The organism is Klebsiella sp. BIGb0407 (genome assembly GCF_024807845.1).
In the GTDB taxonomy this organism is placed as follows: Bacteria; Pseudomonadota; Gammaproteobacteria; order Enterobacterales; family Enterobacteriaceae; genus JGM124.
This window is the reverse complement of record NZ_JANUEQ010000002.1, coordinates 401876-414258: the sequence shown is the minus strand read 5'-3', so window position 1 is coordinate 414258 and position 12383 is coordinate 401876. Positions and strand designations below refer to the sequence as shown.

At 47.0% G+C, this 12383-nt stretch carries 10 protein-coding genes; 1 reads left to right on the top strand and 9 read right to left on the bottom strand.

Annotation, left to right across the window (positions count from 1 at the left end; translation table 11 throughout):
• Nucleotides 1-26: 26 nt before the first annotated feature.
• From M2387_RS09055 to M2387_RS09015, 9 genes are all read right to left on the bottom strand, one after another.
• Nucleotides 27-1685, bottom strand: coding sequence for an ABC transporter permease (locus M2387_RS09055; RefSeq protein WP_259048830.1), 1659 nt, complete (start codon nucleotides 1683-1685; stop codon nucleotides 27-29).
• Between the two features lie 204 nt (nucleotides 1686-1889).
• A complete protein-coding gene (locus M2387_RS09050) occupies nucleotides 1890-2822 on the bottom strand; it encodes an ABC transporter substrate-binding protein (RefSeq protein WP_259048829.1) in 933 nt (310 codons plus the stop codon).
• 65 nt (nucleotides 2823-2887) lie between these two features.
• The gene (locus M2387_RS09045; RefSeq protein ID WP_409039663.1) at nucleotides 2888-3625 is read right to left on the bottom strand and encodes an ABC transporter ATP-binding protein; all 738 of its coding nucleotides are present in this window, start codon (nucleotides 3623-3625) and stop codon (nucleotides 2888-2890) included.
• Between the two features lie 223 nt (nucleotides 3626-3848).
• Entirely contained in the window at nucleotides 3849-5312 is a 1464-nt protein-coding gene (locus tag M2387_RS09040; RefSeq protein ID WP_259048828.1) for a sulfatase family protein, read from the bottom strand.
• A gap of 74 nt (nucleotides 5313-5386) precedes the next feature.
• Nucleotides 5387-6925, bottom strand: a complete 1539-nt coding sequence (locus tag M2387_RS09035) for a sulfatase (protein ID WP_259048827.1) — start codon at nucleotides 6923-6925, stop codon at nucleotides 5387-5389.
• A 3-nt stretch (nucleotides 6926-6928) separates the two neighbouring features.
• Nucleotides 6929-8008: an ABC transporter ATP-binding protein gene (locus tag M2387_RS09030; RefSeq protein WP_259048826.1), complete on the bottom strand. Its 1080-nt coding sequence runs from the start codon at nucleotides 8006-8008 to the stop codon at nucleotides 6929-6931.
• A 23-nt stretch (nucleotides 8009-8031) separates the two neighbouring features.
• The gene (locus M2387_RS09025; RefSeq protein ID WP_259048825.1) at nucleotides 8032-8877 is read right to left on the bottom strand and encodes a carbohydrate ABC transporter permease; all 846 of its coding nucleotides are present in this window, start codon (nucleotides 8875-8877) and stop codon (nucleotides 8032-8034) included.
• Entirely contained in the window at nucleotides 8877-9794 is a 918-nt protein-coding gene (locus M2387_RS09020; protein ID WP_259048824.1) for a carbohydrate ABC transporter permease, read from the bottom strand. The genes M2387_RS09025 and M2387_RS09020 overlap by 1 nt, the downstream gene beginning before the upstream one ends.
• A 6-nt stretch (nucleotides 9795-9800) precedes the next feature.
• Nucleotides 9801-11135 (bottom strand): extracellular solute-binding protein, encoded by a 1335-nt coding sequence (locus M2387_RS09015; protein ID WP_259048823.1) that lies wholly within the window; start codon nucleotides 11133-11135, stop codon nucleotides 9801-9803.
• 316 nt (nucleotides 11136-11451) lie between these two features.
• Here M2387_RS09015 and M2387_RS09010 point away from each other — a divergent pair, with 316 nt between their 5' ends.
• Nucleotides 11452-12324: an aldose epimerase family protein gene (locus tag M2387_RS09010; protein WP_259048822.1), complete on the top strand. Its 873-nt coding sequence runs from the start codon at nucleotides 11452-11454 to the stop codon at nucleotides 12322-12324.
• Nucleotides 12325-12383 lie beyond the last annotated feature (59 nt).

Below are 12383 nucleotides of genomic sequence, written 5' to 3'. Positions count from 1 at the left end.
CATCGTCGGGTGTATCTGACCGACGCTTATTGATGCTGGGTGCGTTGCTGCAATAGCTGTGCTGTGAGCATCAAACTCAGGCTTATTAAAACTGCCAGACAGGCCATCGCCATACCGCTGCCAATCGATCCCTGCTCAAACTGCCGCCAGACATAAATAGAGACGGTTTGCATGCCCGCCGGAGCCAGTAACAGAGAAGAAACTAGCTCTCTTGAGGCTACAGCAAAAACCAGCATCATCGCAGCCAGTAAGCTGGGCATCACCAGCGGGAAGAGAATCAGGCGTAATGTGGTGATAGCGCTGGCTCCGTGCACTCTTGCCGCATCCGCTAAACTATCGCCTATTTGCGTCAGGGCAGCGCTGCAATAACGTACCGGATAGGGCAGTAATAAGCAGCTATAGGCCAGCAGCAGGATCCACCAGGTATGGTACGGCGTGACCGGCCAGAAGGGCTGATTCCAGGCGAGGATCAGGCCAACGGCGATAACAATCCCCGGAATAGCGACCGGCAATAAAGACAGCGCATCAATAATAACGGCTCCTCTGATACGCTGCGAAACCACCAGCCAGGCAGATAAAAAGCCCAGAAGACCTGTCAGAATGGCGGTTGCTGTCGCCAGTGATACGCTGGTGAACAGAGCATCCAGTGCCTCTGTCTGGGTATCAACCAGTCCGGCAAAGTGGCGTAAGGTTAAGTTATCAAATGCCAGTCCACCGGAAACGGTTGAGGTAAATGCGGTTCCGAACATCGCCAGCAAGGGAATGCCTACGGCAAAAAAGGCCACCAGGGCAAATACACCTATCACCGGCCAGCGCCAGTGACCGAGCGAGCGGGTAACCACTGCCGCAGCTTTACCTGTGGTGGTGGCCACATTACGCCCTGAGACTAACGATCGTTGAAGCGTGTAGGCAAATAGCGCAATACTCGCCAGCAGCAGTGAAAGAGATGCCGCTCCGGGTAAATCAATCGGCCAGTCACCTAATCGTTGCTCAATGGCGGTGGTAAACACGCGGATACCATTGGGTGTGCCCAGCGCGGCTGGAATGCCGTATTCCTCAATCGATAAGGTGAAGACTAATAAGATTCCAGCGGCAATTGACGGTAAAGACAACGGAAAGGTGACTCTGAAGAAGGCTTGCCAGGCTGAGGCCCCATGAACGCGAGCCACGTCAGCGAGACGGTTACCATTGGCTGCCATACTGCGCGATACCGCGAAGTACAGCACCGGGAATAAATTGAGCGCCATAATGCAGATTATGCCACCCAGTGAAAAAATAGCTTCACCGGGACTTATCCTTAACAGCTGCCAGGAATAACCGTTGGGCTGGAGCGTGAGCATCCAGGATAGCCCGGCAATATAAGGTGGAATAAGAAAGGGGATAAGGAACAGCAAATCCCAGAGACGAGCAAAAGGGAGATTAAATAATCCTCTTAATGCCCCTAAGGGAATAGCGATCAGTGCACTTAGCGTCGCAACACCGAGGCCCAGTAATAAAGTATTTCCTAATAGCGGCGGTAACTCAGGGTCGCTAAATAAGTTTATTATCGGTGCGAATGGCTGGCTAAAACCTTCGGTGGCTAATGACGGGAAAATCGATTGTAATATAATGAAAAATAATGGAATCAGAACAAGAATAGTTAATGCGGCAATAATAATAAACGGAAGAAAGCGAATTCTTATCATCAGAATCAATGCTCCTGCGGGATATTTATATACCCAGCGCGGTCTTATTAAGAGCCAATCCCATAGGCTATTTTATTTGCCATTTTGGCCCAGGGCAGTGCTCAAAATCCCCACGTACTGGTGGTACGCTCCGGTTTTTCCGCGCTGTCCTGCTCCAAACTGGCTGCAATAATGTACGCCTGGTGGGATAGGCTCTAAAAAATATTAGCGGAAAATAGCATTAAAACGTGACAAGACGTCATTACGTTCAGCGCTGTCAGTGGTGGCTTCAGGCAGAATCGTTAACATGGAGAAATCCGGGCGTTTACCCTGAATATCTGTTCTGGCGGGCATTAACCAGGCATTGGCAACAATGGTCTGTCCTTCCGGGGACAGGACATAATCGACAAAGGCTTTCGCTTCGGCTTGCTGCTTACTGCTGTTTAAAATCATCATTGGGCGTGGAGCAATAGCCGTGCCGCTTTTCGGGAAAATAACCTCGATTGATTCACCGCTGGCAATACTGCTATAGGCAACATAGTCCACTGCGCCAAATACTGCGGCTTTGGCGCCTTGTAATACTGGCGTCAGAGCCTGTGCGTTGGGGCCGGAAATCACCATGCCATTCGCTTTTAAATCCGTGAAGAGTTTCCAGGCTTCAGCTTTCTTGGCGTTTTCCAGACCTAATACTAAGTCAAGTGAGGCGCCTGATAATGCAGGATCGGGCATCGTGACTTTATTTTGAAATGCCGGTTTGGCCAGGTCACTCCACTCAGCCGGTTTCGGGGTGTCACTTTTGGTATTCCAGACAATACCTAAGGCTGAGATCCCTTGGGCGACATAATAAGGCGTTTTAAAACGCGTGGGCACTTGAGCGGCATTCGGGCTTTCATAAGCCAGTAACCAGCCTTTTTTCTGCAAATCAACCGCGGTATCCCAGGAGGCTGAAATTAGCACATCGGCACGAGGATTAGCTTGCTCTGCTTCCAGGCGCGCCATCACCTTTCCGGTGGTGGCCTGGAAGACATCCACTTTTACGCCAGTCTGCTGCTCATAACCCGCAGCCAGTTGTTTTGCCATAGCACCAGGGCCTGCGGTATATACCGTCAGAGCATGTGATGATGCTGAAAAAAGTGCACAGGAAAGACCCAAAGTCATCGATATTCCTTTCAGTGATGGAGTAGCAAACTTCTTCATTAAATTTGGCATCAGATTATCTCTCTTCATAATGTTGTCAGACTTTCAATTTTCCCGGACTGCATATGCGCAATCTGATGGGCGAGTGCAGTGGCTTCCGCAGGATCATGGGTGACATACACTGCGGTAATACCTAATGTTCTTAATAGCTGGGCCATTTCTTCACACAGCGATTTGCGCAGTGCGATATCCAGGTTTGAAAGCGGTTCGTCAAATAACAAAATTTCTGGTTCAGCAATAATGGCGCGCGCCAGAGCAACACGTTGCTGCTGACCACCTGATAAATCTGCTGGTTTTCGTTTTGAGAAATCCGCTAAGCCAACGCGTTCTAGCGCGGCATCAACCCGTTCCTGTATGGCATGTCGAGGAGTGCCCCGCATACGCAAAGGAAACGCGACGTTCTGGGAAACGGTCATATGAGGCCAGAGGGCATAATCCTGAAATACCATGCCAAGATTACGTTGCTCCGGAGGAACCAAGTGATGCGAACTGGCCACTAAGCGGTCGCCGAAATGAATCGTACCGTCAGTCGGTTGTAACAGGCCGGCAAGTAATTTAAGCAGTGTGCTTTTACCGCAACCTGAAGGGCCTAGTAACGCCAGAATGGTGCCTTTTGATACCTGAAGATCGATACCATTAAGGACATATTGGTTTGAAAAAGCCTGAGACAAATTCTGTATTGAGATCATGGGTGGGCTACCCGCAGCGGAAGCTGCCGGTAATTCACCCACGCTCCGGTTTAATGGAGAGAGAGCTTGTTGCATAAATTGTTATCCTCTTTGGGACTTAATCGCTGCCGAGGATACTACGAGACAAATAAGACAGATTTATTACGGTTTTGTGATGGCAGGGTGAAAGGATAAACTAATGGAAACTCTTTATTCTAAAATGGCGTTAGTACTATGACTTATTAAAATAGAAACTAACGCAATTATATTTTTTATTGGACTGGCATGAAAAAAGATATTCAATCTGAAATTCTACTGATTAAAAATCACTTATTCTCTCAGAACCAGTGCCGCTAATTTTCATCATTGCGGCAAAATGCTGATGAATTAATTCGGCTTTTTGTTGTGTAAATTGCGGATCGTGCCAGCGATCGTGAAACTCACCAGGATCGGTTGCTAAATCAAATAACTCACCCTCTTCGGCATCATGATAGACATTCAATTTAAAGCGGCCATCATAGTACATACTGCCTCTGGAACCGACGCTGTTAGAGAAAGAGAGAGCATCAAAATATTCAGATAAGATATAGGGCTTATGCTGGTGTAAGTCGCTCTTGCCTGACAGTAAAGGATATAACGATTTACCCTGATTTTGACTCGGGATCTTTAGTTCTGCCGACTCTAGCAGGGTGGCAGGTAAATCGACTAACTCTACCAGGGCAGTTGAACGCCTTGCCGGCGCAAACTGTTGAGGCCAGCTAATAATTAATGGCACATGTACCAGCCCCTCATAGAAGCGGCATCCCTTGTAGAGTAAACCATGATCGCCCAGCATCTCTCCATGATCGCTCATAAACAGGATCAGCGTATCTTCACGTTGCCCGGTTTCATCTAATCGGCTCAGTAAGTTACCGACAAAATCATCTATCTGCGTGATCATCGCAAAATAGGCCGCTCGGATGGCTTTAATATCATAAGAATCCGGCGGCGTATCATGGCTGCCATGTAAAACTTCTCCCGGTTCATTTCTCGGTGTCAGAGTGGGATCAACGGCTTTTTTGGCTTGTTGATCGACACCGTGAAAACGTGCCTGATGAGCGATATCACTTTTAGCAAACAAGGGTGGGCTAATGGCATCGGCATCAATACGTTCTAAATAGTGAGCGGGTGGATCAAACGGAGGATGGGGATCGAAGAGATTTATACTGAGAAACCAGGGCATATTTTGGTGACGGGAAATAAACTGCTCTGCGCGTTGAGTCGCCCATGTTGTCTGGTGATAAGCAGGGTCTACTCCGGGATAGATTGCACCCTGTGCATGGGCGTATAACTTTTGTGGATCAACACCTTGCTCAGTCAGCCAGTTCTGATAATCATGGCCCTCAGGCCAGTCAGGGTGTGGATGCTGGCTCCAGTAGAACTCATCATAGCCATCATTGGGCCGCTTTTCTACACCATGCTGGCTCGCGGAAAGATGCAGTTTACCTATCAATCCGGTTCGATAACCTGCTTGCTGGAATGAATGCGGAAGTAAATCTAAATGTGTCGGAAATTGTGCATTGCCATTACGTTGTACCTGATGTGCAATCGGATACATACCGGTCAAAAATGACGCCCGACTAGGCGTACATATTGGGCTTTGAGCATAAGCGCGTTCAAATAATATTCCGCTCTCTGCAAGGGCATCAATATGGGGCGTTTGAGCTCCAGGATAACCAAGGCATGACAGGGTATCCCATCGCTGCTGATCGGTACAAATCCATAATATATTTGGCTTTTTCATTATATGTCACTTTGGTTTAATGAAATATTGATACGGGCTATACGCATTAATAACCCGTATCAAAAGAGCAAAAATTAGTTACTGGTTACCAGCCGCGTATCCACGTCTAGCCCAAGCCTGTCAAAAGCTTCTGCTGGAGCATCATTAGCGCTCATCAACCCGGTCATTAACGTCGTTAGCTGTTTCTCAGTCTGCGGGGAATTAAGCGGAGAAAGTTGTCCGGGATCTTCGGCAAGGTCGTAAAGACGCGTCTCTTTTTCTAATAAACTACCAGGGCCATAATTGTTATACATGGGAGAAGTGTTGATAACCGGGACTTTTAATAATGGAACGCCTTTCGTGAAAGGAAAGGGGGCTGACAGGCTGGCATCGGTCAATTCTTCGGTACTGAAGCGGGAAGTAATATGTGTCGGCATCAAAGTGTATTGGTAGATTTCCTGCTCACTGAGATTTTCAGGGTAGCGATGGTAGGTATAGCGCCCATCGGTGACATTAACGGCTCCACCAAAATAGCCAAACAGGATACCGTCCCGCAGAGGTTTATCTTCTTTTAATATAGGTAATAGTGAGTGTCCCTGCATTTCTTTCGGGCGTGGGGCGCCATAAATATCAAGGAAAGTTGCGGCCAGGTCTGGCGTTTGCGTGAGCGTCTGACGCCGCTCACCGGAAACATTGGCATAGTCCGGATGATGGACAAAGAGAGGAATATGCGAGACTTCTTCATACATATTCATTCTGTTTTTTGCCCAGAAATCATGTTCTCCCAATAAGAAACCATGATCGGTCGAGAGAACGAGTGCGGTGTCTTTCCACATATCATGTTTATCAAAATAGTCGAGCACATCGCCAAGCAGTGAATCGCATAAAGCTACCAGCCGATAATAGTTGGCGCGGAGCTCCTCGCACTCCTCCGGCAATTCATCGACACGGCCGTAGCGAGGCCAGTCCAGTACCGGACCATTCCAGTCGGTATTCACTGAGTTATAAAAACGTTCAGGAGAAGTAAAAGGTTCATGTGGATCGAAGGTTTCAATTTGCAGGAACCAGTTATCCGCATGGCGGTTTGTTTCCAGAAACTCCAGACCCAGAGCAAAGCATTGCACTGACGGGAAGTCTTTTTCTTCGCGAATGTATTCGCGGTTAATGATATTTTTTGCCTTTAAATCACGACGACCGTCAGAGAATTGCGAAGGATGATACTTCTCTCTGAGCCTTTCCCAGTGCGGTTGAACCATCGCTTTCCATGGGTCTCCTTCCTGACCACGGACAAATTCAAATGAGTCATAACGGTTATGATAGGTGCCACCGCCATCCTCAAAATAATGGTTATGGTCGGTGATTAAATGGCTGTAGATTCCTTGCTGATAGAGTAATTCCGGGAAGGAGTTATCGAAAGGTTCCAGCGGACCCCAGCTGCGATGTAAAAAACTCAGACGCCCGGTCTGCATATCCCGACGGGCAGGCATGCAAGGCATACTGCCGACATAATGCTTATCGAACGTGACCGTGCGACGAGCCAGACGATCAAAATTAGGCGTGGGGACATGCTTACCGCCGTAGGGAGATAAGGCCAGACGATTTAATGAATCAAATAATAGAAATACTGTACGCATGATTTATTGCTCCTCAGAAAAGGAAATTCGCTGACCACTGGTAGCATCAAACAGGTGAATATGTCGGCTATCTGGCAAGATTGAGATCCTGTCTCCTGGCTGTAGCTCGAGTCGTTGTCGGAAGGTACAGGTCAGGCTCTCTTCGCCTAATTTAAGTGCGAGTAGTGTTTCAACCCCGGTAGGTTCAGTTACATCGACCACCGCCGTTAAGCCATCGGCGCTATCGAGAAGAAAGTGTTCTGGTCTTACGGCATACACCAGCCGCTGCCCGGCAAGATGTATAAGATTTTTTCCAAGCGGTAAGATGACGCCGCTGGTGCAGGCAAAATGATGGCCATCCGTTGTAACGGTTCCATGTAGTCGGTTGATTTCTGGTGAACCAATAAAAGAAGCAACGAAAAGATTATTGGGGCGGTCATAGAGCGCTAAAGGTGTATCAACCTGTTCAATACGTCCATGATTCATAATGGCAATACGATCGGCCAGAGTCATGGCCTCGATTTGATCATGAGTGACATAAATCATGGTGGCATCAAGTTGCTGATGCAGCTTCTTTATCTCAAGACGCATATCAACCCGCAGTTTGGCATCGAGGTTTGAAAGTGGCTCATCGAATAAGAAAACTTGCGGATTGCGTACCATTGCCCGACCTATAGCAACCCGCTGACGCTGTCCTCCAGAAAGCTCTTTCGGATGACGAGCCAGCAACGGCGTTAACTGCAATGCCTCGGCGGTAGCATTTACTTGCTCAGCTATCTCTTGTTTGGCAAGGCCTTTGACTTTGAGCGAGAACCCCATGTTTTCCGCCACATTCATATGGGGGTAGAGCGCATAGCTCTGAAATACCATGGCGATATCACGTTCACTGGCAGGAAGCGTATTGATATCACGACCCTGTAAGAGAATTTGTCCGTTTTCGATATCTTCCAGCCCGGCTATCATTCTCAGTAGCGTTGATTTCCCGCAGCCTGACGGGCCAACCAGTACGATAAATTCCCGTTTTTCAATAAGCAGGGAGATATTCTGTAGCACCTGAGTGTGACCGTAGGTTTTGTTGACACTTTCGATAGCAACTGCACTCATTGATATATCCTTTTGAATAAGTCTTACTTCACCGCACCGGAGAGTAGGCCTTTGACGATAAAGCGCTGACCCACGATGAGCAGCAGCAGAACCGGGAGCGAAACCAGTAATGACGAAGAAGCCATTTCCGCGTAACGGATTTGTTCATTTTGCGAAAATGCGGTGATGTAAACCGGTAGCGTTCGAGCCTGTTCCGAACTGAGGATCAGTGCGATAGGAAAGTCATTCCAGACAAACAGTAAGACCAGGATAGTAGTCGCAGTCATACCTGATTTTATCAGTGGAACAAAGACATAACGGAATCTTTGCCAGTGCGTACAGCCGTCAACGGTTGCCGCATCAAGTAACTCTTTGGGGAGTTCTCGTGCAAAGGTAACGCCGAGCCATAGCGCCATGGGTAACCATGCTGCGATGCTGGCAATAATGATGGCTATTCTGGTGTCATAGAGCCCTAACTGGCGGAATAGGTTGAACCATGAACCCACAAAAGTGATAGCGGGTAACAGGTTAAATAGCAGACACCAGCCAAGTAAAATGGCGCCTAACGCTGCGGGGAGCTGGCGTACGGTGGTTAGGGCATACGCGGATAATAAAGTGACAACTACAATCACTGCGGTAGTTGCCAGGGTGATGACTACGCTATTAATAAAATAGGTGCTAAACATGGAGCTGGGATCAAATAGCAATTCATGCAAGGTATCGAGCGTTGGTGTAAAGATAAATCGCGCCAGTAAAATATCGATTTGTTTCTTAAATGCAGTACTGAGTAACCATAAAAAAGGGAACAGTACGATGGCTGCGTAGAGAATAATGACGGCGCCACGGCTGACGATATAAAGTCTGTCGCGCCCGGGTGATGATCGCAGCATTAGTTTTTCCTCCGCTTACGAAGATTGGTAAGTACCACCAACAACAGTGCGACAATAAAAAAGGTAAACAGCGACATGACTGCGCCTAGCCCTTCTCTGTCCTCAATGAAAAAGGCACGATAAATCGAGTAGCTGACCATCTCAGTTGCAAGCCCTGGTCCGCCTTTCGTCAGAAGATAAATTTCATCGAAGACTTTGAACGAAAAAATGATGCGTAACATCAGGGTGATGAGTAGAGCAGGCCACATCATCGGCAGCGTGACAAAACGAAAACGCTGCCATCTTGAGCAGCCATCCAGCTGTGCGGCTTCGAGAACTTCATGCGGGAGCGCTTTGAGACCCGCTAATAACAACAGGAAAGAGAATGGTGTCCAGTGCCAGACATCAACAACAATCACGGAAAGAAAAGCGAGTGATGGCGTACCCAGCCAGTCTGGGGGTAAAATATCCAGCTGGCTTAAGACGACATTTAAAACACCTGAATCATTGTTCAGAATAAGTCGCCACATAGCACCAATAACTATCGGTGAGATAACAATGGGCAGCAGTAAAATAGCAGTAAGTAAACGCTGCTCCTTTTTCATATCATTGACGGCCAGTGCCAGTGCGAATCCAATCGCGACTTGCAGTAATACGGCAATAACAGAAAATATCAGCGTATTAATCAGACCTGGCCAGTAGTAAGGATTGTTGATAAAAGCACGGATATTATCCAGCCCGACAAACTTAGTGACGGCTTGTCCATCCTGCCAGCTGACTTCCCGGGGAACTAAACTAAACAGGTTAATAACGGGCATCACCATCAGTGTTAAAACAATGATGATTAATGGTGCCAGGGCTAGCCAGGGCCACCAGTCGCCGCGTTTGCGGCGAGCAAGTGTCGAGGGTCTGGCAATAAGCAGATCCTGGTCAGACATCAGCGATTATCCTTTCTTACCAGTATCAGCCGGGAGATCGGCCAGAAGCTTTGTCTGATAGCCAGCGCCGGACATAATCTCATGTACCTGATGAGCTGCTGTGTTGAGAGCTTGCTCAGCAGACTGCTCGCCAGTGAGTGCCTTATAGAGCTGCAACCCTAAAAGAGCATTAATTTGTGCAGCTTCTTTTACCGGGCTGATCACTTCTGCACTGGCTGTGGCATCTCTCAGGGCAGGTAAGAAGTTTAATGGGTCTTTGGCGACACCGACCAAGTCTGAGCGTACCGGAACACCACCTGCCTCATAGAGATAGACCTGGTTTGGCTGCTCTTCGTACCATTTAAAAAAGTTCAGTGCAGCTTGCTTGTTAGCAGCTGGAATATTTTGTGGGATACCACCAACCCAGTGACCCGCAGCATAAATACCTGTTTTTTCTGCAGGGTGTGGGATCACGGTAACGGCGTACTTATCGGTAACAATGGAGCTATCAGGATTACTGAGTGGACCACGTGCAGCGGCAACAATATTGGCCTGAGCAGCTTTTCCTGTTGAGAACAGTTGAATTAACTCGCCTTGAGTTAATGCACCGGGATTACTATAGCCAGATTTTGCCAGGTCAATATATTGCTTCAGCCCATTAAGTGTTTCCGGGCTATTTAAAATAATATCAAAGTTACCTTCTTTCGGATCTTTAAAAATCCCGCCACCTGCGGAGAGTAAGAAGGGAGAAATATCAAAGACAATATCTTGTGGGCCACCGCGGATCAGGAAACCATTTTGTTTCGGAGGCTGATTTAATTTTTTAGTATTCTCATTTAACTCATCCCAGGTTTTCGGTACTGTCAGGCCTGCTTTATCATAGATATCTTTTCTATAATAGAATAATTGTGGGTTTGCGGTGACAGGGAAAGTATATAACTCTCCTGATTGCTTATTAAAGACTTTCCTGGTGTTATCCCAGTATATGGCATCGTCAAAAGTCAGTACCGGTTCGGGTAGTTTATATTGGGAATCAATTTTATTTACGGGTGTTAAGAAACCACCGTTATAGAATTCACCCAGCCAGTTTATATCTATCATCAAGGCATCATAGACACCGTCTTTTGCTCTGACTGAACTACGAATTTTATCGAGCAGACCGCCATAGGGAACGGCATCAATTGTCACATTGTTCCCCGTTTCCTGATTATATTTAGCGACGGTTTTTTTAAATCCATCCAGCCAGGGTGACTGATTAATAACGATTTTAACATCTTCCGCATAGGCTGGAGAGAGTCCGGGTAACGCAAGTAGAGTTAATAGCGTAATACTGGATAGACGCATGAAGTTTTTGTTAGCCACTGAGGTTACTCCCATAAAAAATAAGTAAAGTTATTTAAATATCACTTGTGATTGAAACTAACTTTATGAGAGATAATCTGTCTATTACATATATGGCATAACTTATTCGCTATCCTCATATTATCGAGTGGAATAGCGCAACTAATTGATTTTAATTTAAATTGATGTGAATTCGTAAAACTTAATTGATATACATATTTGTGTTAAGCTATTGCGATAAAATAGTATGCATCAAGAAACCCTTGAAAGAACTTGATTGTTCGGTTAATTACGCTATCTGATTTATTCTATACTTTCTGTTGCTGAGAACTGCCTAATGACACACAGTATATTATCAGTAGAAAATAATCGTTTTCAGTTAAAAGTAGCTACCCTGGGTGGAGAGATAAGAAGTCTTTGGGATAAAGAATTTCAGTGTGAATGGATTTGGCAACCTGAAGATGGCATCTGGGATCGCTCGGCAATTCAACTTTTCCCCGTTGTCGGGCGTTTAATTCATGGTGGTGTGTGGCAAGGAGAGACTTTTTATCCCCTCCCGAACCATGGATTCCTGCAAGATCAGCCCTTCATGTGTACTGCAACAGAGCCCTCCGGGCTGGTGCTGGAAGCTTGTGCCCGAGATAGCACGCTTGCTATCTGGCCTTCAAAATGGCGGGTTATCGTCAGTTTTGAGCTGACTCATGACGGGCTCATTTTCCGCCAGCAAGTGATCAATGAGGACAGCGAACCTTTTTGGTTTTCTATCGGCTGGCATCCAGGGTTTGCATTACCGCTGGCAGAACAATCTGGCTGGGAAACCCGGTTCGTTAACGCCGAGGTAAATGGGCCATTTACAACCTATGAGCGTACGCTGGCTCTTCCTGATATTTTACCTCAGATCTCAATATATACCCTGACGAAAACGAGTTTCAGTCATGGCGCGGTTTATTTTGGCAATTGTCAGAATCAACTTATTCAAGTCCGTTCCCCCGTGGGGAAAACTGTTATCGAAATAGATACGGGTGAGCATGACTGGCTGGCACTGTGGGGTGTTCCTGGTGCCAATTTGCTGTGTATTGAGCCTTTATCAGGAACAACCGATGCGCCGGATTTTGATGGTTTTATCAATCACAGGAGAGGGATACAGCAACTTGAACCCGGTAACAGCAGAACCTATAGCGTCAGACTAGGGTTTCCGTCAGGCATATAAGAAACCAGAAAAACTGCAAGCCACAACCAGGCTGTGACTTGCATTATTTGGGGCAACAG

Coding starts and splice junctions, on each gene's coding strand:
- M2387_RS09055 (WP_259048830.1), bottom strand. CDS start 1,685: ATGATAAGAATTCGCTTTCTTCCGTTTATTATTATTGCCGCATTAACT.
- M2387_RS09050 (WP_259048829.1), bottom strand. CDS start 2,822: ATGACTTTGGGTCTTTCCTGTGCACTTTTTTCAGCATCATCACATGCT.
- M2387_RS09045 (WP_409039663.1), bottom strand. CDS start 3,625: ATGCAACAAGCTCTCTCTCCATTAAACCGGAGCGTGGGTGAATTACCG.
- M2387_RS09040 (WP_259048828.1), bottom strand. CDS start 5,312: ATGAAAAAGCCAAATATATTATGGATTTGTACCGATCAGCAGCGATGG.
- M2387_RS09035 (WP_259048827.1), bottom strand. CDS start 6,925: ATGCGTACAGTATTTCTATTATTTGATTCATTAAATCGTCTGGCCTTA.
- M2387_RS09030 (WP_259048826.1), bottom strand. CDS start 8,008: ATGAGTGCAGTTGCTATCGAAAGTGTCAACAAAACCTACGGTCACACT.
- M2387_RS09025 (WP_259048825.1), bottom strand. CDS start 8,877: ATGCTGCGATCATCACCCGGGCGCGACAGACTTTATATCGTCAGCCGT.
- M2387_RS09020 (WP_259048824.1), bottom strand. CDS start 9,794: ATGTCTGACCAGGATCTGCTTATTGCCAGACCCTCGACACTTGCTCGC.
- M2387_RS09010 (WP_259048822.1), top strand. CDS start 11,452: ATGACACACAGTATATTATCAGTAGAAAATAATCGTTTTCAGTTAAAA.